General features: G+C 45.6%; 17 protein-coding genes and 1 pseudogene. 1 reads left to right on the top strand and 17 read right to left on the bottom strand.

Annotated features, from left to right (window positions below):
• Positions 1-3: 3 nt before the first annotated feature.
• The 15 genes and pseudogenes from polA to hisS all read right to left on the bottom strand — a co-directional run bounded on the left by polA (position 4) and on the right by hisS (position 17,236).
• Entirely contained in the window at positions 4-2,649 is a 2,646-nt protein-coding gene (gene polA / locus O3605_RS04480; protein WP_371585330.1) for a DNA polymerase I, read from the bottom strand.
• A 257-nt stretch (positions 2,650-2,906) separates the two neighbouring features.
• A complete protein-coding gene (locus tag O3605_RS04475; protein WP_371585329.1) occupies positions 2,907-4,370 on the bottom strand; it encodes an alpha-L-fucosidase in 1,464 nt (487 codons plus the stop codon).
• Positions 4,371-4,511: 141 nt separating this feature from the next.
• Positions 4,512-5,288 (bottom strand): tryptophan synthase subunit alpha, encoded by a 777-nt coding sequence (gene trpA, locus O3605_RS04470; RefSeq protein ID WP_070594345.1) that lies wholly within the window; start codon positions 5,286-5,288, stop codon positions 4,512-4,514.
• A 1-nt stretch (position 5,289) separates the two neighbouring features.
• Positions 5,290-6,495 carry a tryptophan synthase subunit beta gene (gene trpB, locus O3605_RS04465; RefSeq protein WP_371585328.1) on the bottom strand — a complete coding sequence of 402 codons (1,206 nt, stop codon included), beginning with the start codon at positions 6,493-6,495 and terminating at the stop codon, positions 5,290-5,292.
• A complete protein-coding gene (locus O3605_RS04460) occupies positions 6,485-7,072 on the bottom strand; it encodes a phosphoribosylanthranilate isomerase (protein WP_049492210.1) in 588 nt (195 codons plus the stop codon). Before O3605_RS04460 ends, trpB begins: the two co-directional genes overlap by 11 nt.
• Positions 7,059-7,826 carry an indole-3-glycerol phosphate synthase TrpC gene (trpC, locus tag O3605_RS04455; RefSeq protein WP_371585327.1) on the bottom strand — a complete coding sequence of 256 codons (768 nt, stop codon included), beginning with the start codon at positions 7,824-7,826 and terminating at the stop codon, positions 7,059-7,061. Before trpC ends, O3605_RS04460 begins: the two co-directional genes overlap by 14 nt.
• Positions 7,823-8,827, bottom strand: coding sequence for an anthranilate phosphoribosyltransferase (trpD, locus tag O3605_RS04450; RefSeq protein WP_229100926.1), 1,005 nt, complete (start codon positions 8,825-8,827; stop codon positions 7,823-7,825). The genes trpC and trpD overlap by 4 nt, the downstream gene beginning before the upstream one ends.
• Before the next feature lie 9 nt (positions 8,828-8,836).
• Positions 8,837-9,397, bottom strand: a pseudogene (locus tag O3605_RS04445) (anthranilate synthase component II); the annotation flags it as partial.
• Positions 9,394-10,752, bottom strand: a complete 1,359-nt coding sequence (trpE, locus tag O3605_RS04440) for an anthranilate synthase component I (RefSeq protein ID WP_371585326.1) — start codon at positions 10,750-10,752, stop codon at positions 9,394-9,396. The pseudogene O3605_RS04445 and the gene trpE, both read right to left, overlap by 4 nt.
• A 503-nt stretch (positions 10,753-11,255) precedes the next feature.
• Positions 11,256-11,618 carry a DUF1304 domain-containing protein gene (locus O3605_RS04435; RefSeq protein ID WP_371585325.1) on the bottom strand — a complete coding sequence of 121 codons (363 nt, stop codon included), beginning with the start codon at positions 11,616-11,618 and terminating at the stop codon, positions 11,256-11,258.
• Positions 11,619-11,632: 14 nt separating this feature from the next.
• On the bottom strand, positions 11,633-12,061 hold the full coding sequence (locus O3605_RS04430; protein ID WP_371585324.1) for a MarR family winged helix-turn-helix transcriptional regulator: 429 nt from the start codon (positions 12,059-12,061) through the stop codon (positions 11,633-11,635).
• 269 nt (positions 12,062-12,330) lie between these two features.
• A complete protein-coding gene (locus O3605_RS04425) occupies positions 12,331-12,960 on the bottom strand; it encodes an HAD-IA family hydrolase (protein WP_371585323.1) in 630 nt (209 codons plus the stop codon).
• Entirely contained in the window at positions 12,957-14,237 is a 1,281-nt protein-coding gene (locus tag O3605_RS04420; protein WP_070464639.1) for an MATE family efflux transporter, read from the bottom strand. The genes O3605_RS04425 and O3605_RS04420 overlap by 4 nt, the downstream gene beginning before the upstream one ends.
• Positions 14,238-14,287: 50 nt before the next feature.
• On the bottom strand, positions 14,288-15,772 hold the full coding sequence (gene thrC / locus O3605_RS04415; protein WP_195424312.1) for a threonine synthase: 1,485 nt from the start codon (positions 15,770-15,772) through the stop codon (positions 14,288-14,290).
• A gap of 180 nt (positions 15,773-15,952) precedes the next feature.
• Positions 15,953-17,236 carry a histidine--tRNA ligase gene (hisS, locus tag O3605_RS04410; RefSeq protein ID WP_003010893.1) on the bottom strand — a complete coding sequence of 428 codons (1,284 nt, stop codon included), beginning with the start codon at positions 17,234-17,236 and terminating at the stop codon, positions 15,953-15,955.
• A gap of 170 nt (positions 17,237-17,406) precedes the next feature.
• On the opposite strand from hisS, the gene O3605_RS04405 reads away from it, so the two are divergent.
• On the top strand, positions 17,407-17,748 hold the full coding sequence (locus O3605_RS04405) for a metal-sulfur cluster assembly factor (protein ID WP_049522924.1): 342 nt from the start codon (positions 17,407-17,409) through the stop codon (positions 17,746-17,748).
• Positions 17,749-17,910: 162 nt separating this feature from the next.
• On the opposite strand, the gene O3605_RS04400 is transcribed toward O3605_RS04405, so the two are convergent.
• On the bottom strand, positions 17,911-19,185 hold the full coding sequence (locus O3605_RS04400; protein WP_049522925.1) for a uracil-xanthine permease family protein: 1,275 nt from the start codon (positions 19,183-19,185) through the stop codon (positions 17,911-17,913).
• A 588-nt stretch (positions 19,186-19,773) separates the two neighbouring features.
• Entirely contained in the window at positions 19,774-21,477 is a 1,704-nt protein-coding gene (ilvD, locus tag O3605_RS04395) for a dihydroxy-acid dehydratase (RefSeq protein ID WP_004219590.1), read from the bottom strand.
• Positions 21,478-21,499 lie beyond the last annotated feature (22 nt).

Genomic DNA, 21,499 nt, shown 5'->3' with positions numbered 1-21,499 from the left:
ATCTTATTTGGCTTCATACCATGTTTTGCCTGCATTCTCATCGGCTTCTAGTGGTACCGCAAGCTCAATAGCAGATTCCATGGTCTCTTTGACGAGTTCTTTGATCGCTGCCAGTTCATCACTTGGCACTTGCAGAACGATTTCATCGTGCACTTGAAGAAGCATCTTGGTCTTGTATGCTCCTATTTCTAGCGCTTGGTCCAAGTGGATCATGGCAATTTTCAAGATGTCTGCTGCAGATCCTTGGATCGGTGAGTTAATAGCTGTCCGCTCCGCAAAGCCTCGAACATTGAAGTTGCGAGAATTGATATCTGGAATCTCCCGACGACGCTTGAAGAGGGTCTCCACATAGCCTTTATCACGCGCTTCCCGTACCACTCTCTCCATATAGTCCTTGATGCCAGGGTAGCGTTCGAAGTAGGTCTCAATGTAAGCCTTGGCTTCTTTTCGACTGATCCCTAGGTTGTTAGACAGTCCAAAGTCGGAAATTCCATAAACCACGCCGAAGTTTACTGCTTTTGCATTGCGACGGTCGTTCGGCGTCACATCTTCTGGTTTTGCAATATTGAAAACGCGCATAGCAGTCGATGTATGGATATCTGCCCCATGTTTAAAGGCGTCAATCAAATGCTCATCTCCCGAAATATGGGCCAAGACGCGCAGTTCGATTTGTGAATAGTCCGAACTCAGCAAGACACTGTTTTCCTCTTCTGGGACAAAGGCTTTACGAATGAGACGACCTTGTTCCAAACGGACAGGAATGTTTTGCAGGTTGGGATCCACACTGGACAAACGGCCTGTCTGCGTCAAATCCTGTACATAGCGGGTATGGATCTTCCCATCTTCCAAAATCCAATCTTGAAGACCGATGACATAGGTCGACTGGATCTTAGCAATTTGGCGGTATTCAAGAATCTTAGACACGATCGGTGCGATAGGAGCTAGGCGTTCCAAGACATCAACGGCTGTGGAATAGCCGGTTTTGGTCTTCTTCGTATATTCAAGAGGGAGTTCCAATTTTTCAAAGAGGATGACGCCCAATTGTTTTGGAGAATTGATGTTAAACTCTTCGCCCGCCAGCTCGTAAATTTCTTGGGTCAAGCGCTCCAAGACTGCTTCGTTTTCCACCTGCATGTCTTGGAGGGTCTGGCGTTCCACCTTAATCCCTGCGATTTCCATCTTGGCTAAAACAGCTGCTAGTGGTTGCTCCATATCATAGAGCAAATCTAGTTGGTCGTGAGCTTTTAGTTGCTCCGTCATAGGCTCTTCAGTATCTAGTAAAACAGCGACTTTTCGTGCCAAATGCTCTAATAGGACCGCCTTTTCTGGAATGGCTTTTTTGGCTCCCTTGCCATAAACGACTTCGTCCAGCGGCAGTGCAATCTGGCTATAGAGACTCGCAATGGTGGAAATTTCATTGTCCTCTACGGTCGACAAGAGATACTTGGCCAATCGACTGTCAAACGCGGGATTTTGAAGGGTAATACCCAAGTGGCTGAGCAAGACTTTGGCCCGTTTGAAGTCATAGACCTTGAGGGGCGTTTTTTCGAGAAATTCTTTGAAAATTGGTGTTTGTAAAAGACCAGTATCTGTACTCACGTAGAGCTGACTTTTGGTCCCCCATGCGAAACCGATTATGGGTTCCGTATGGTAATTGTCCCCAAAAATCTCAAAATGGAAGAAACTATCTTCCGTGAGCATATCTGAAGTGACCTGCTCGACTTCTGTATAGTCAATGGCTACAGGAGCCTCTTCTTCTCCACTGAGATCCAAGGCCTGACGGAGTTGCTTGAAGCCCATCTCCTCATAAAACTTGGCGAGATTTTCTAGATGAGGGCCCGTATAGGTGATATCGTCCAGCCCAATTTCAATGGGCGCATTGGTATCGATGGTCGCAAGGGTCTTGGACAGATAGGCCTGCTCCTTGTCGTTGATGAGGTTTTCCTTCATCTTAGAAGCCTTCATCTCATCGATATGCTCGTAAATACCATCGAGAGAGCCATACTCTAGGAGTAGTTTGATTCCTGTCTTTTCTCCGATTTTGGTGACACCTGGGATATTATCCGACTTATCTCCCATCAAGGCCTTGAGGTCGATAAATTGCTCTGGTGTCAGTCCCATCTTCTCTTTCAGATAGGCTGGAGTGAATTCTTCAAACTCCGCTACCCCTTTTTTTGAGATTTCAACCACCGTGTTGTCATCTGTCAGCTGGATCAAATCTTTATCCCCAGAAACGATAGTCACATCAAAAGGAACAGAAGTTGATTCTGCCAACTTGTCTAGCGTTCCAATAATATCATCCGCCTCATACTGAGCCAGCTCATAATGGCGGATTCCCAAATGGTCCAGTTGCTCACGAATGAAAGGAAACTGCTCGCGGAACTCATCTGGAGTTTTTGCACGGCCCCCTTTGTAATCGGCATACATCTCCGTCCGAAAGGTCGTCTTTCCTGCATCAAAAGCAACGAGGACATGGGTTGGTTGAATGCGCTCCAACAGATGGCTCAACATAAGGTTAAAGCCGTAGACCGCATTGGTATGTAGACCATTAGCATTTTTGAAGCGATCAATTTGATTGTAAAGTGCGAAAAAGGCACGAAAAGCGACGGAAGACCCGTCGATGAGTAGTAATTTGTTCTTTTTTTCCATAGGCCTATTATACCACGAATCACAAGGTCTCTGGTACATAAAAACTCTACCCTTTCGGGTAGAGCCTTCTTTAGGAGTTTCTTATGAAAAATGAAGAGAAGTGTTTATTCGCCGTAACAAGACCCTTGTTGTGGCAATTTCTTAAAGCGTTTTGGATAATTGACTGAGATTTTCATGTTCTGTACCTCGTTTCTTATTGGATGAGGACAGTATACAAGAGAAACCTAAACCATTCCTTATAGAAAGCTTCAAGAAAACTAAAAACTGAGACGCAAAACACGCGGTTGTTTTTGGCTACAAGCTGGTAATTGAAGGTGGAGCCCTTGGTCATCTTGACTCCAAGAAAGGAGCTGGCTTTCTCCAAGGAGCTCTACCTGCCGAATACGCGCATGAAGGATTCTCGGTTGCTTGAGATCATAGGCGAGAGACGGCAAAGTCAGCTCTTCTATCCGTCCACTTGGTTCCAGCTGGATAGCATAAAGCAGGCCTTCACGCGTGGTATAGCGGAAATCTTGGCTGGTATAGAGTGGCGCTTGCCCATCTGAGAAGGAACCTTCCTGGGCCTCGGTCGGTCCGTCCGATGACACCCGCCAAGGCCGGCTCTGATAAATGGCTTCTCCGTTTACCGCCAGCCAGTCCCCGATCTCTGTAAGGATGTCTTGATCTTGCTCAGGGATGGTGCCATCTGCCTTGGGTCCAATATTGAGCAGAAGATTCCCATTTTTGGCCACAACATCAACTAAATTTTGCAACAATTCCTTGCTGGTCTTGTAGGCTAGATCCTGGGTATAGCACCAAGAATTACGGGCAATCGCAGTATCCATTTGCCACGGAAAAGCTTGCGTCTCCCCGTAGCCTCCCCGCTCCATCTCGACGATTCCTGAACCAAAAGGTAGGGCATCCTGTTTGTAACAAACGGCCACCTCGCGATCCTCTTGTGCTGCTAGATTGTAATAGTAAGCCAAAAAGCGCATTAAGTAGGGACGGAAACTCTCATGCTGGATCCACCAGTCAAAATAGAGAAGCTCTGGCTGATAATCCCTCACCAGTTCACAGGTCCGCAAGAGCCAGTCTTCCAAAAACTCTTCACTTGGATAGGGCTTGGAGGTGAGATCAAAATGATCCTTCGGTTCTGGCTCTGCTGGCCAATAGACGCTGTCTCTTGGGACTTCTTGCAGAATATCACTGTCAAACTCCTTGCCATGTGAAAAGAAAAACTGGTGCTCTGCCCGGTGAGAAGACGTACAGAAGTGTAGACCACGTTTTTCTGCTTCCGCCCTCAGTTCTCCTAAAACATCTCGTCTTGGCCCCATTTCTAAGCTATTATAAGGCGAGAGTTTAGAGGCATACATCTGAAAACCATCGTGGTGCTCCGCAACTGGGAAAAGATACTGAGCGCCTGCTTTTTGAAAGAGATCCAGCCAAGATGCCGGATCAAATCGATCCGCTGTAAAAAGAGGAATGAGATCCTTGTAGCCCAAGCTAGCCTGATCTCCGAAATTCTCTCGATGGTAGTCATAGCAAGGATTCCCTTGGATATACATATTTCGTGAATACCACTCCGATCCAAAGGCAGGTACACTGTAGACGCCCCAGTGGATAAATATTCCAAATTTGGCATCCCGATACCAGTCTGGACAAACTTGATGGCTAAGAGAGTCCCAGCTTGGTTCAAAAGGACCCGACTGGATGACTTGATCAATCTCTTCAAGGCTTATCATTCTCTTTTCCTCTTTTCTTGTTACTATCTCTATTGTAATGAGAAACCCTTGTTTGTAAAGACAAACGAGGGGAATGTTTAAAATAGTAGACAAAGAGCTTGATCTAGGAGAATCGAGCCAATTACAAGTAGAATAGACCTGCTAGCCCTTCACTGCTTGAGAAATAAAATGAGCGACGGCGTCTGTCTCTCCTTGGTGGAGAGCCTTAACGATTTTAGATCCCACAATAACGCCATCTGAGACCTTGTTGAAACGGTGAACATCCTCCATGCTGGAAACTCCAAAACCTGTTAAAACAGGAATCGAAGCTATTTCGTGTAATTGGGCCAAGTGGTGGTCCAGATCGTCTCGATAGCTACCAGCTTTCCCCGTCACTCCATTAACCGCTACAGCATAGATAAAACCTTCTGCACCTTGGATCAATTTTTTCTGGCGCTCGATTCCTGTGGTTAAGCTCACTAGTGGAACCAAAGCGATGTCTTTATCCGCTAACAGAGGCTCTACCAAATCCGCATGTTCATGGGGGAGGTCCGGAATAATCACTCCCTTGACCGCTGTTCCTTCTACATCTCTAAAAAAGCTTTCGAGCCCATATTGGAACAAGGGATTGAAATAGGTCATGATGACCAAAGGAACACTTGTCTCCAGACGCTGGATCGTTTGCACCAGACCCTCTGTCGTCGTCCCATGGCCTAAACTTCGTAGTCCTGCCTCTTCAATCACAGGGCCATCTGCCACCGGATCCGAAAAAGGAATACCAACTTCAATAGCTGAGACACCAAGATCTTCCAAAAATTGGATGGTTTCCTGCAAACCTGCTAAACCTTTTTCATGATCTCCTGCCATGATATACGGAACAAAGATCCCTTGCTGCTGGTCTTTCAGCTTTTGTAAATGCTCTGTTAAGGTCTTTCCCATCTTACTCTCCTCTCTCTTGTTCTAGGCGGTCTTTGACTTGTACCACATCTTTGTCCCCACGACCTGACAAGCAAACAATCATGGATTTTTCAGGACCCATCTCCTTGGCCAATTTCACCGCATAGGCGATAGCATGGCTCGATTCCAGGGCTGGAATGATTCCTTCCACTTTTGAAAGCAATTGAAAGGCTTCTAGGGCTTCTTGGTCTGTCACAGGCACATAGGTTGCCCGTTTGATATCATGGAAATAAGAATGTTCTGGCCCAATTCCTGGATAATCGAGGCCTGCTGAAATCGAGAAGGCTTCTAAAATCTGTCCATGGGCATCCTGTAAAACATCCATCAAGGCGCCGTGAAGGACTCCTGGACGTCCCTTGGTCAAGGTTGCTGCATGCTGGTCTGTATCTATCCCAAGTCCAGCAGCTTCCGCCCCATACATGGCAACAGATGTATCCTCTACAAAAGGATAGAAGAGACCAATGGCGTTCGATCCACCTCCTACACAGGCTAGGACGGCATCTGGCAGAGCCCCGTCATTTTGCTCTGCAAATTGGCGTTTAGCTTCCCTGCCAATGACACTTTGAAAATCACGGACAATCTCTGGGAATGGATGAGGTCCTAGAGCAGATCCCATGATATAGTGGGTATCTTCCACGTTTGCTACCCAGGCTCTAAGGGCAGCATTGACCGCATCCTTGAGAACACGTGACCCATCTGTTACTGATTGAACCTTAGCGCCCAATAACTCCATCCGAAAGACATTGAGGGCTTGGCGTTTGACATCTTCTTCCCCCATGTAGATGGTGCATTCCATATCAAATAAAGCAGCTGCCGTTGCCGTTGCAACACCGTGCTGTCCGGCCCCTGTTTCTGCGATGATCTTCTTTTTGCCCATCCGATGTGCCAATAAAACTTGTCCTAGGGCATTATTAATTTTATGAGCCCCTGTGTGATTGAGGTCTTCTCTTTTAAGAAAGATCTTGGCTCCACCGACATACTTGGTTAAATTTTTAGCGTAATAGAGCGGTGTTTCCCGACCGACATATTGTCTCAGAAGCTGATCCAATTCTGCTTGAAAAGAAGGATCTGCTTGACTTTCTCTGTAGGCTTCTTCTAATTCTAAAACTGCTGTCATCAAGGTTTCAGGGACAAATCGTCCCCCGAACCGCCCGTAAAATCCGTTTTTATCTGGTTGTTTATATGCCATGCTTGACCCTTTCTATAAATCGTTTTATCTTTTCTTGATCTTTTATTCCATTTGTCTCGACCCCACTGGATACATCCACCGCATAAGGATGAAAGAAGCGAATGGCATCTGCTACATTATCTACCGTCAAGCCTCCTGCAATAAAGAAGGGCTTTGTGAAATTTTGGGTTTCGAGCTTTTGCCAGTCAAAAGTCTGCCCACTTCCTGCTACAGGAGCATCAAAGAGCAGATAATCGGCACTGGTCTCAGAAAGAGCTGTATCTTTCCCCACTTGAACAGCGCGAATCGTTTGTTGGGGAAACTCTTGCAAGATGGTTTCATCCATCGATCCATGCACTTGTATCAGGTCCAAGCCCACAACTTGGCAAGCTTGCTCCACTTCTTCTCTTTGTGGTGATACAAAAACACCGACTTTTTGAACCCCCTTTGGAATCCCTGTAGCCAACTCCCGGGCTTGCTCCAGCGTCACTTGCCGTTTGCTTGGTGCAAAGACAAAACCAATGTAGTCCGCACCAGCTTCAACAGCTGTCTGGACAGCTTCTGGAGTGGACAGTCCGCAAATTTTAACCTTTGTCAATCTGCAACTCCTTTACTTTTTCAGCCACATTGTCTGCCTTCATGAGGGCTGTCCCAACGAGAATGCCATTAAAATAAGGAGCCAGCATACGCGCGTCTGCTGCTGTGAAAATAGCAGACTCAGAGATGTAAACCGGTTCTTGTTCAAAGCTTGTCGCCAATTCAAGGCTAGTATGGAGATCTGTCTCAAAGGTCACCAAGTTGCGATTATTGACCCCGATGATCTGAGCCCCAATCCGGTGAGCGACCTCTAGTTCTGTCAGATTATGGGTCTCCACCAAGACCTCCAGGCCAAGATGGGTCGCAAACTCATAGAGTTCTTTCAGACGAGCCTCTGGCAAGGCTGCAACTATCAACAAGATCACGGTCGCCCCTGCGTTTCGCGCCCGAATCAGTTGCTTTTCATCCACAATGAAATCTTTGTTGAGGGTGGGGATACGCACCTGACTAGATATTTCCCGGAGATACTCGATACTGCCCTTGAAAAACACTTCATCGGTCAAGACAGAAATCATCACGGCCCCATTTTCTTCGTAAGTCTTAGCCTGCGCGACGATATCCACATCAACATGAATATCTCCCAGACTCGGGCTGGCCTTTTTCACTTCCGCAATGACCTGAAGCTTTTCTGGATGACTCTTTAGGTAATCATACAGGCGGTAGGTCTCGCGCAAAGGTTGGAGTTCCTCTTCTTTCATCGCAGCCACTTCACGCGCCTTTTCCTTTAGAATCTTTGGCAAGAATTCTTGACTCATTTTTGATACTCCTGTAATAATCTCAATTTCTCAAGGGCAGCCCCACTGGCAATCACTTCACGTGCCAAGGCAATCCCCGCCTTGATAGAATCTACCTTGCCGTTGGCATAAAAACCAAGGCCTGCATTTAAGACCGTCACCTCTAAGAAGGGACTCGCTTCATTCTTCAAGACACTGAGCAATATTTCCGCATTGCGTTTGGCGTCACCACCTCGTACTTGATCAATTTCAATGCGCTCCATTCCTATATCTTCTGGTTGAAAGCTGGATAAGGTAACCTGTCCATCTTCCAGAACAGCGAGCTGGGTTTCCCCATCAAGGCCTGCCTCGTCCAAGCCTTGTGGGCCACTCACCACCACTGCGCGTTTTCGACCCAAATTCTTTAGAATCTCTGCCGTGCTTTCTAGCATGTCAGGACGACTGGTTCCCAATAGCTGGGTTTCTAGAGGAATCGGATTGATAAGAGGACCAGTTAAGTTCATCACTGTCGGCACCCCTAGCGCCAAGCGAGCGGGCATAATATAGCGCATGCCAGGATGCAGGTTTTTAGCAAATAGAAAGACAATCCCCGCCTTTTCAAATACTCGTCCCAAGTCTTCTGGACCCAAATCAAGGTTAATCCCTAGAGCTTCTAGTACATCCGCAGAACCGGATTTGGAAGAGATCGAACGATTTCCGTGTTTCGCCATCTTGATGCCACCACCAGCAAGGACGAAGGCAGCTGTTGTTGAAATATTGAAACTATACGAACGATCGCCCCCAGTTCCACAATTGTCCATCGCTCCTTGAACTTCTGTAGGAATAGCGACTGCATAGGCCTGCATCACTTTTGCAATAGCCGTCCGCTCTTCAACCGTTTCCCCCTTCATTTTGAGACCTAGAAGAAGGGCCGTCACCTGTGCTTCTGAAGCACGACCAGCAACGACTTCCTCCATAGCAGCTTCTAACTCTGCACTGGTTAGATCCATTCCTTCTGCTACTTTTGCAAGCACTTGTTTCATCTTCCGCTCCTTGACTAGTTTGACAAAATTTTCGATGGTCTTGAGCCCATCTGGCGTTCCGATACTTTCTGGATGGTATTGAAAACCATAAATCGGTAAGCTACGGTGTTGAATTCCCATAATGGCTTGATCATCCGTCGTTCGAGAGGTAATGACAAAATCCTCTGGCATGTCTTCAATCGTCAGCGAATGGTAGCGCATGACTGGGACTTCTTTTGCGACACCCGCATATAGCGGAGAAGGAGCTTCTAGCTGGATCTGGCTTTGTTTGCCATGCATGACCTGTGGTGCCAATCCCAAGCGCCCTCCAAAAACTTCCGCAATCGCTTGATGCCCCAAGCAAATCCCCAAGATTGGTTTGATCCCCGCGAAATCTCGGATCATCTCCTCCATCTTGCCCGCATCCTTTGGCCAACCTGGACCTGGAGAAAAGACCAAGGCATCTGCTTCTTGGGCAACTTGGTACAAGTCCGGATCATCATTTCGAAGCACCTGGACCTCATCAAATTTTCCGATATACTGTGCTAAATTGTAGGTAAATGAATCGTAATTATCGACTAATAAAATCATCCTTCTTCTCCAATCCTTGTCATCGATTTTGCCTTATTGACGGTTTCTTGGTATTCATTTTCAGCGATCGAATCATAAACGATTCCTGCTCCGGCCTGCACATAAGCCTTCTTATTTTTGAGGATCATGGTTCGTATCGCAATAGCAAAATCAAGATCCCCCGTCACAGAGAGATAGCCAATAGCCCCCGCATAAACCCCGCGTTTCTCTTTTTCTGCCTCATAGATTCGCTTCATGGCTCGAATCTTGGGAGCACCCGAAACGGTCCCAGCTGGAAGAGTTGCCTTCAGAGCCTCAATGGAGGCTAGTCCAGGAAGTAGTTGCCCCTTGACCACACTGGTCAAGTGCATGACATAACGGAAGAATTCCACTTCCATATATTTGGTCACTTCAACTGACCCATTTTGAGCGATACGTCCAATATCGTTTCGCCCTAGATCCACCAACATTCGGTGTTCTGCGACTTCTTTGGGATCCCCTGTCAAATCAGCTGCCAATTGCCGATCAGACTCTTCATCGATCCCTCTTGGACGCGTGCCAGCAATGGGATTGGTTGTCACCACTCGATCCTTGACAGACACTAGACTTTCTGGACTGGCACCGATAATTTGGTACTCCCCAAAATCATAAAAGTAGAGATAATTCGAAGGGTTGGTCACGCGCAAATTGCGGTAATAATCCAATGGTTTGCCTGAAAAATCAGCTGAAAAACGTTGACTGAGCACGCATTGGAACATATCTCCCTTTCGAATATAGTCCCGGGCTAGGGCCACCATTTCCTCAAACTCTTTTTGCTCCAAATGATTGTGGAAATGAAGCGCATGCAGGTCCTTGTCCTGAAACTCTTCTTTTGCAGGTCTTGCCAATTGTGCTAATACTTGCTCCAAGCTCGACGCTTGCTCTGCTTCACTCCGTCCACTATAGAGGTTCTCTTCCACCACATAGACCTTTTCCTTTTTGTGATCAAAAATCACATAGCTCTCATATAAGAAAAAGTGGAGATCTGGGGTGCCGATCGTATCTTCAGGAATGGAACGAATGTTCTCATAGAGACCAATCAAGTCATAGCCGACAAATCCAATCGCCCCACCGTTAAAAGGGAGTTCTTCGGAAGTTTTCGTTTTGACCGTGATGCGATTCAAAAAGTCCAAAGGATCCTCTTCAACAATTTGATCATTGTAATAGAGGATGCCATGTTCAAACTTGACTTCACTGACTGGCCGATAGGCTACAATTGAAAAACGCGCATTCTCTTTTTCACGAGGGATCGACTCCAAGATCATTTTATGGGGCGCATCCAAACGCATATAAGCCAAAATTGGACTCAACACATCAGCAGATAAAACTTTTTTCATATCAGAAACCTCTCTTTTAGAACTCTTTTTCTAATGAATCGTAACGTCGCTTGCTAAGGCGATCAAGGATATCCCATCGCTCTGTTTGCGCTTTGGGATCTATGTGCCTAAGCGCGCTTCGCTTGCTAAGGCACATAGAAAAGCCCTCACACAAAAACTGTGTGAGGGCGTAGTGTCCGCGGTGCCACCTCTTTTATAGGGAAAAATAGCTGGTCTTTCCCTACATCTCTATCTCCTCTATCAAGGAGTTGCACGGTAAGGGGTGCCAACCGAATTCACATGGGTTAGAATTCATTGATCATAACAGTCCAATTTTCATCAGTCGCTATTGCTTGTTCACAATTCCCACAAGCTCCCTGAAAATAGCCGACTCATTACTTTTCTGTTGCTACCATTATAACCCTTTTTCTTAGAAAGTCAATAAAATTTTTAGTCTTTTTTTATACTTTTTTCTACACTTATTTAATAAAATCAGATCAAAGATCCCTAGGGGCCTGTCCTTTTTATCCCAAAAATAGGATACTCAACAAAGCCAAAATTGCAGGACCACCTTGGGTCAAGATAATCTTTTTATTGGCTGTCATCGCACCGTAAGCCGCTGCTCCAATAATAAAGAGCACAAAAATCGTAACGACTTCAATATTTTTGGACACAAACAATCCATACAAGAGGAAGACACCGATCAAGGCATTGTAGATTCCTTGATTCTTAAATAAAGAGGTCACAGATGGGCGAGCGAGTTCTTCTTTCTCCATGTTGAAAACCCGACTGGTGGTATCAGATGTGGTTCGGATACTCTCCAAATAAAATATGTATAAATGCTCCAGTGCAGCAAGACTTGCTAAAATAATCGTCAGTAATGACATCGTAGCTCTCCTTTTTATTCAATCGTTATTTGTTCAATACCAGATACTAATTTATCCAGCAAGTATGAAAATTGCTCTTGTTCTTGAGTGGTCAAAATGCGACTCATCTGATCTTTCACAGCCACATGATAGCGAGGGGGATGTTTGACCAAACGATTATAGGCCATATCCGTCAAATGAATTAAGATTTCTCGCTGGTTTTTTGGATTTCGACTCCGATGGACAAATCCTTCCTTTTCTAAAATTTTGAAATGCCGGGTTAAAGCCGCTGGATCAATCTGTAAGCGTTCCTGAACCGCGATCTGATTGCAAGGTGCTTGTTCTAATAGATACTGCAAGATTTGGTAACGTGTTAAGCTAATCCCTAGTCGCTTTTCAAAGAGTTGTGTGGTCGATTGATCTGCCAAACGTAGTTGGTAGAGCGAATCATTTATTTCTGCCATATTCCTTCTCCGAATCGTTTTTTGATAAATCAATAATTGATTAGTCAATCATAAACTTTTTCTTCTATCCTGGCAAGAAAAAAAGCTGGCACTGTTTTTTCGCACAAAAAAAGCCGCCTGATTGGGCGACTCTTAGGGAGATTATTATGAAAAAGAAAAGTTTTAGGATTTTTCTAAACAAAGTTAGGAGGTCTTTGTTTATGGTTCTATTATAGCGGACATTTCTTAAAGAAAGCTTACGACTTTATTTCAAAATGAAAACAAATTCTTTACAGATTCTTTTCAACGTTTAAAATAGCTGGAATATCTAATAAACTTTCCATCTGGTGATTACCTTCATAGTCAGACGTCAAGAAATTGATACTCTGAATCTGGCTATTTCTTGCAAAGTCAATATCCAGGCTCCGATCCCCAATATAGTAGATCTTTTCCGGATGCAACCCGTACTTCTTCATCAGATAAATGGCTGCTTCTGGGTCAGGCTTGCGGGCAAAACCACTTTGACTGGTCAAAATCTCTTTAAAAAAAGATTCCAAACCCAAGTCCCGTAGGATGACCAAGGCATTCTCTCCCTTATGGGTATAGACAAATTGTTCTATCCCAGCATCCTTCGCCCAGGACAGGACATCACGCGCTCCCTCCATCAGAAGGACCTGGGCATTTTTCTCTGCTAGACTTTCTGCTCGGCGATGATTTAAGTCTGTCACATCCAGTTGATACTCTGCTGCCACCGCTACTAAAAGATCTTGAACCGAATGCTTCAAGATATAGTCTTTAATACTCGCTCGGTCAAACGGAAGCTGATAAGATGCATAAGTCTCCTCAAGACCCGCCAGTATAGCATCATAAGAATCCAGCAAGGTCCCGTCCAAATCCCAAATAAAGGCTTGTTTTGTCATTTTTTCTTCTCTCCTACTTTTCGTCTATATAGCTGACTCAAAAATAGCCAACGAAAGCCATTGTCGAGCAGTGTCCCCGTCCAGACCCCTGGAAGGCCAAAGCCAAGGGTTACTCCAAGCAGATAACCGGCTCCAATTCGAATGACCCACATACCAATCGTCGTTGCATAAAATGGAAGTTTCCCATTTCCCAAGCCTTGCCAAACAGCTGTATAGATGACCGTTCCTGCTGTAAACGGCGTTCCCAACAAAGAAAAGAGGACAACCGATAGACTAGCTTCTACCGCTTTTGTATCTTGTGTGTAGAGATGGGTCAGAAGGGTGCCCCCAAAAAAGATACTCAGAGCAATGGGCAACATCAACACAAAGGACAAGCAGTAAGACTGCTTTCGAAGGCGGTCAATCTGCTCAAGATCCCCTTCGCCTAGGCTCCGTGCTACGAGCATGACCGTCGCTGTGGCCACTCCAAACACAGGCATGTAGTTGAACTGGGTCAGGGTCTCTCCGATGGCATTTCCTGCGACTGCCTCGGTCCCAAAAGCAACCACGATCGCAATGATCACCACATCTCCAGCCCGCATCATCAGCCGCTCTCCGGCAGCTGGAAGTGCTAAGTTCAAGAGCTTACGATCCAATCCCCAACGAAGGGGGGCAAAGGGTAGCCGGACCTTTTGCCACAAGAGGACAACCCCAACCAGACGGGCCAGCACAGTCCCCAAGGCTGCTCCGACAATTCCCCAACCAAAAAGGAAAATGGCCACAGAGGAGAATAGAGCATTCAAAACATTGGTCAACAGGCTCACATACATAGGAAGACGTGGATTGTTGGCCACCCGAACCAAGGAGCCCAAGGTCGTCATCAAGCCTAAGAGAACTATGGTCCCGCCGACCAAGGAAAGGTAAATCCCCCCGCTTTCGGCTACTGCAGCTTCAGTCCCCAACAGCGAAATCATCTGGCGTCCAAATAACAGCGAAGCCCCTCCTAAGAGAGCACTCAACAACAAGGTCACCTTCAGTGACTCTGTCGCATGGTAGGCAATGTTGGCTTGATTTTTTTCACCCAAGCTTTTGGACATAACACTGGCAACTGCCGCACCCAGTGCCAAAAAGATGGCTTGATAGATGGTGATGATATTCCCTGCGACGGAAACACCTGAAATGGCAATCAAGCCCAGGTGAGCCACTAAATAAGAGTCCACCATACCCATCAGCATTTGTAAGAAATTTTCACCCATGGCAGGGAGGGCAATGTTTAAGATTTTTTTGTATGAATTCATGAGTATATAAAAGAGCCAAACGGCTCTTTTGATCTTTCTAATAGGGAGAATTACAGTCCCAAGTAGTCTTCTACTGCTGCTTGCATGTCTTTAGCAGCTACGCTTGTACGATGGCGAACCGGCGCAGTTTCAAGTCCATCTACGGCCGGTGGCACAGGAACACCTGAGAGGGTGTGTAATTTGGCCAAGGCTTCGAAATCGCCTAGACCTGTCTCGCCTGTCACCGCTTCTACTGCTACAACTGGGAATTTATAAGGACTTGCTGTAGAGGCAATGACTGTTTTAGCAGCATCCCCTGTTTGGGTCCGGTATTTTTGGTAAACGGCTGATGCTACGGCTGTATGAGGGTCTTCGATGTAATCAGACGCTTCATAGACCCGCTTGATCTCTGCAGCAGTTTCTGCTTCATCTGCGTATGCAGCCGCAAACAAATCTAAGATATCTGCATCAAAGTCGGACAATTGGTATTGACCTGTTGCAACGAGGCTTTCCATCAACTCTTTGGTCTTTGTGGCATCATTGCCTACCAAGTGGAAGATCAAGCGTTCCAAGTTTGAAGAGACTAAGATATCCATCGATGGACTAGTGGTCACCTTGAAGCTGCGTTTCTTATCATAGACACGTGTTTTAAAGAAGTCTGTCAAGACATTGTTCTCGTTTGAGGCACAGATCAATTTCCCAACTGGAAGACCGATTTGTTTGGCATAGAAAGCTGCCAAGATATTTCCAAAGTTTCCTGTTGGGACGGTGAAGTTGACTTTTTCTCCAGCTGTGATTTGACCTGTTTTCACCAATTGCGCATAGGCGTATACGTAATAGACAACCTGAGGAACCAAACGGCCAATGTTCATGGAGTTGGCTGATGAGAATTGCATCTTGTTGGCTGCCAATTTTTCACGTAGTTCAACATCGTTGAACATATGTTTCACATTGGTTTGGGCATCGTCAAAGTTTCCATCAATGGCGATGACATGGGTATTGTCCCCAGTCTGAGTCGTCATTTGCAACTCTTGTACCTTGCTGACACCGTCTTTTGGATAAAAGACAATAATTTCAGTACCTGGAACATCGGCAAAACCTGCCATGGCAGCTTTACCAGTGTCCCCTGATGTCGCTGTCAAGATGACGATTTTATTTTCCAGACCGTGCTTTTTAGCTGCTGTTGTCATGAAATAAGGCAAGATCGACAAAGCCATATCTTTAAAGGCAATGGTTGAACCATGGAAAAGCTCCAAATTGTATTGCCCATCGAGTTTGACAAGAGGAGCAATAGCTGGAGTATCAAACTTGCTGTCATAAGCATGAGAAATACAGTAGTCCAACTCTTCTGCCGTAAAGTCGTCCAAAAAGGCTGACAAAACAAGCTTGGCCACTTCTTGGTAAGAAGCGTCTTTGAGGGTATCAAAATCCAGCTCTACTTGAGGATAAGAGACTGGAGTAAACAAACCGCCATCTGTCGCCAACCCTTGAAGGATAGCTTGACTAGCTGTTACAGTATTTTTTTCATCTCGTGTTGATTGGTAAACTAATGTCATGACTGTTTCATTCCTTTACTAGTAGTCTTCTCATTATATCATAAATGTCAGAAAATTTAACGGCTTTTCGCCAAATCTTGGCAAAGGTCGGCAAACAGAATCAAGATAAAAGAGAGCAGGAGCAACCATTTTGCCCCTACTCCCAGATAAATCTTGTCTATCCTTGTCTTTCCCGTTCGATCAAGCCAATCCCAACTCTGCTAAAACAGATGGGAAGTCTTTCTTCAAGCTTTCAAGAGCTACCGTTACTTCTTGACGAGTTTGGTTGTTTTTCACAGTGACTTGACCGCTTTCAACCTCACTGCTTCCTAAGGTAATCAAGGCTTTGGCCGCAAAGACATCTGCTGACTTAAATTGTGCCTTGAGCTTACGTCCAAGATAGTCACGTTCTGCCTTGAAGCCTTGGATTCGAAGGGCTTGAACCAAGCTAAGCGCTGCTTCATTGACCTCATCTCCTAGGACAGCGATGTAGGCATCTAGGCCTGTTTCGATCGGTAATTCAATGCCTTTCTTTTCAAGAACGAGAAGGATCCGTTCCACACCGATACCAAATCCAAAACCAGCTGTCGCAGGGCCACCGAAGTATTCAACCAACCCATCATAGCGACCACCTGCACAGACTGTCAATTCATTGCCTTCAATTTCTGTAATGAACTCAAAAATCGTGTGGTTGTAGTAATCCAAGCCACGCACCATATTGGTATCGATGACATAGGCTACCCCCAAGTCTTCTAACATCCGACGAACCGCATCAAAATGCGCTTGGCTTTCTTCATCAAGATAGTCTAGGATGGAAGGAGCCTGTTCAACCGCCGCCTTGTCTTCTTTTTCTTTTGAATCCAAGACACGAAGCGGATTTTCTTCTAAGCGACGTTGGCTGTCCTTAGACAATTGATCCTTCATTGGCAAGAGGTAATCAATCAAGGCTTGACGATAAGCCTGACGACTAGCAGGGCTTCCCAAGGTGTTCAAGTGCAAGGTTACATTGTCAATTCCTAGTTCTTTCAGGAATTGCGCTGCCATGGCAATGGTTTCGACATCCGTTGCAGGATTGCTCGATCCAAAGCATTCTACCCCAATTTGGTGGAATTGACGCAAACGACCTGCTTGAGGACGTTCATAGCGGAACATTGGGCCTATGTAATAGAACTTACTTGGTTTTTGTACCTCAGGCGCAAAGAGTTTATTTTCTACATACGAGCGGACAACAGGAGCTGTTCCTTCTGGACGAAGCGTGATATGACGGTCTCCCTTGTCATAGAAGTCATACATTTCTTTGGTAACGATATCCGTCGTATCCCCTACTGAACGGCTGATGACTTCATAATGTTCGAAGATCGGTGTGCGGATTTCATCATAATTGTATCGCGCAAAGACCTTGCGTGCAAAGCCTTCTACATATTGCCATTTCGCTGAATCACCAGGAAGGATATCCTGGGTCCCTTTTGGTTTTTGTAATTTCATAGCCTTCATCCTTTGTCTTACTTTTGCCTCTATTTTACCACAAATTCGAAGAGAAATGGAGACTGGACAGAATTTCCTTCGTTCGACACGTTCAAAACCTCTTTCTCTTCTTGCCTTATCAGCCGAATTATGAGAAAATGGAAGCCATACTACACTGAAAGGATCTTGCGATGAGAGAGGATATCAAAATCAATGACCGCGCCCTCGCACTAGAGAAGTCGTTAATCGAAAAATTGGAGCTTGTATTTGATACCGATGTTGAGTTAGATGTCTATAACCTAGGACTGATCTACGAGATCCATCTAGATGAAGCCGGTACTTGCAAGGTGGTCATGACCTTCACCGATACGGCTTGTAACTGTGCTGAGAGCCTTCCGATCGAAATCGTCGCTCGCCTAAAAGAAATTGAGGGGATCGAAGATGTCAAGGTTGAAGTAACTTGGTTACCCGCTTGGAAAATTACACGAATCAGCCGATACGGGCGCATCGCCCTTGGCCTTCCGCCACGATAATAAGCATTGCCTTTTTAAAAATGTAGTCAACTAATGAAGGAATGCCTCTTTGGAAATCCGATCCACAATAAAAAACGAGGAACACCAGCTCTGCCATCAGAGTTTGTTCCTCGTTTTTTATAATGTTTAAATCCATTCAAACTTTTTCACTACCAGAATGGACTAAGCCTCGTCAGCTTTTGGTTCTGGAAGGATTTGGTACAACACGATTCCTAGAATCGTTGAAGTTGCCACACCTGTAATTTGAAGACCACCAAGGTCAATCATCAAACCACCGATCCCTGATACCAAGATCACACTAGCAATCAAGAGATTCTTTTTATTATCAAAATCAATCTTATGTTCAACTAAAATTTTCAAACCGCTAGCAGCGATAACCCCAAAGAGGGCAATAGACAAACCTCCCAATACAGGAGTTGGAATAGAGTGCAAGAGTGCTGATAGCTTCCCAATAAAGCTCATGACAACCGCAATCACTGCTGCGCCTGAAATAACGTAAACTGAGTAGACCTTACTAAGGGCCATAACCCCAATGTTTTCCCCATAAGAAGTTACTGGAGGAGCTCCAAAGAATCCAGCAATAATCTGTGCCAAGCCATCACCAGTAAGCGTATGATCAAGCCCTGGATCCTTGAAGTAATCACGCTCAGTCAAACTATTTAAAACCATGAGGTGACCAAAATGTTCCGTCATGGTCACAAAGGCAATCGGAGCCATGGTCAAAATCGCACTTGGATAGAGTTTAAAGCTATAATCTACAAATGGAATGTCAAAGTTTGGAACTTGAATCCAATGCGCCGCACTTACCTCTGAGAAATTAACAAAACTATGTCCTGTCATCAAACCAAGAGCCAATGAGAAAATATAGCCCACAATTAATCCAAGTAAAATTGGGACGACACCGACAATCTTCTTGCCATACATGTTAAAGAGGATAACCGCAAAGAGGGTCACCATCGAAATCAATAGAGCATAACCACTATAGCTTTTATTTAAGGTTGTCGCATCAGTGACTGCATTCGCCGCAAGACTCAAACCAATTACCATGATAATGGGACCAACCACGATTGGTGGAAGGACCTTATTAATCCAATCTTTACCCGCATGCTTAACAATCAGAGCTACAAACAAGTAGACCAAGCCACCCGCCATAGCACCTTGCGCAACTGCTGCGATTCCATCTGACTTCATCAGCATCTGCATAGCAGCAATATAAGCAAAACTAGACCCCATATAAGCAGGAATCTTATACTTGGTCACGGTTAAGTGAGCCAAGGTCCCCAAACCAGATGAGAACAAAGCAATGGCAGGATCAATCCCAACCAAAATCGGCACCAGCACTGTCGCCCCAAACATGGCAAACAAATGCTGGAAAGATAAACCAACCAATAAACCAGGTTTTGGCATATCATTCACATCATATTTAACGTCATTCACGATCGTAAAAACCTCCTAAAATTAAGATGCGACAAGCTATGGCTGAACAAAAACGTCTACCTTCGATGACCAAATCGTAAAGGAGTACTTCATGCTCCATCATCGACGATTTCTCTTTTTCATCAAACCACTTTTCAACTATACAAAAAAATCCCCCACAACAAGGAGATACACAAAATATAGGCTGGTCTTCCCAGGCCTTTCATTTCCATAGCTCCTTGCCTGCCTCTCTGGACAGTATTAAAGGATTGATTCGATTAGTCACAATTATAGCAAATTATAGACGGATTTACAAGAAAAATGACAGATAATACACTCAAATCTCCCAAAAAGTAATATTCATACGCTTCAGCGACAGGGTTAAAAATAGCGACTTTGAGCCAAAAAAGAGGCTGGGACAAAAGTCCTAGCCTCTCAATTATTTTTGGATTGTCGAGCAAGACGCAGTGGTTGAGTGGGCTCTACTACACTGATTTCATCAGCTTTTACAGCCCTACTCAACTGTGCGGAGGTGGGACGACGAAATCGAATTCTAACGAATTACCGATTTCTGTCCCACTCTCTCTTTGGACAAAGTCGTCCTTGTAATTACTGTTTACCAGACTGTTCCATATTCCAGAAGTCGGTTACGGCACCACGTGATGCTGAAGAAACGATGTGGGCGTATTTACCCAGAACCCCACGGCTATACAGTGGCGGCAAGGTTGTTTCTGCCTTGCGTTTCGCTAACTCTTCGTCTGAAACGTGCATGGTGATTTCTTTGGTATCTTGGTCAACCGTTACCAAATCCCCTGTGTGGAGGTAGGCGATCGGGCCACCAACCTGAGCTTCAGGCGCAATGTGACCAACAACGAGACCATACGTACCACCAGAGAAGCGTCCGTCTGTCAAGAGGGCTACCTTGTCTCCTTGGCCTTTCCCAACAATCATGGATGACAAGGATAGCATTTCCGGCATACCAGGACCACCCTTAGGACCTACGAAACGAACAACGACAACGTCGCCATCCACAATTTCATCCGAAAGAACGGCTTCAATGGCAGCTTCTTCGGAGTCAAAGACCTTAGCAGGGCCCGTGATGTTGCGGACCTTCACACCTGATACTTTGGCAACTGCTCCTTCAGGAGCCAAGTTCCCTTTCAAGATGATCAATGGACCATCCGCACGTTTCGGATTTTCAAGTGGCATGATGACTTTTTGACCCGGTGTCAAATCAGCGAAGGCTTCCAAGTTCTCAGCTACTGTTTTACCAGTACATGTGATGCGATCTCCATGAAGGAACCCATTCTTAAGAAGATATTTCATGACGGCAGGCACACCACCGACATTGTAAAGGTCTTGGAAGACGTATTGACCAGAAGGTTTCAAGTCTGCCAAGTGAGGCACGCGCTCTTGGAAATCATTGAAGTCTTCAAGGGTCAAGTCCACATTGGCTGCGTGAGCAATCGCGAGCAAGTGAAGAGTGGCATTGGTGGAACCACCTAGCGCCATGGTCACGGTAATAGCATCTTCAAAGGCTTCACGGGTCAAGATGTCAGATGGCTTGAGTCCCATTTCCAGCATCTTGACAACAGCACGACCTGCTTCTTCGATATCGGCCTTCTTATCCGCTGATTCAGCAGGGTGAGAAGAGGAACCTGGCAAGCTCATCCCAAGGACCTCGATCGCTGTCGCCATGGTGTTGGCCGTATACATCCCACCACAGCCACCAGGGCCAGGGCAGGCGTTACATTCCAGTTGCTTCACTTCTTCAGCCGTCATATCACCGTGATTCCATTTCCCAATTCCTTCGAAAACCGAAACCAGGTCGATATCTTTTCCATCAAGATTCCCTGGGGCAATAGTCCCACCATAAGCAAAGATCGCTGGGATATCCATATTGGCAATGGCAATCATCGAACCAGGCATGTTCTTATCACAGCCCCCGATGGCTACAAAAGCATCAACGTTGTGACCACCCATAGCTGCTTCGATAGAATCCGCAATGATATCGCGAGATGTTAGGGAGAAGCGCATACCAGGAGTCCCCATAGCAATCCCGTCCGCAACCGTAATGGTCCCAAATTGAACCGGCCAAGCACCTGCATCTTTCACACCTTCTTTGGCCAATTTTCCAAAATCGTGAAGGTGGATGTTACAAGGGGTATTTTCCGCCCATGTCGAAATCACTCCGACAATTGGTTTTTCAAAGCTTTCATCGGTCATTCCCGTCGCGCGAAGCATGGCACGGTTGGGAGATTTTACCATGCTATCGTAGACACTACTACGATGGCGTTTGTCTAATTCTGTCATGTCATTCCTCTCGTTACATTTT

This window comes from Streptococcus sp. 27098_8_99, assembly GCF_041431935.1.
In the GTDB taxonomy this organism is placed as follows: domain Bacteria; phylum Bacillota; class Bacilli; order Lactobacillales; family Streptococcaceae; genus Streptococcus; species Streptococcus parasanguinis_D.
This window is presented reverse-complemented; position numbering and strand designations above follow the sequence as displayed.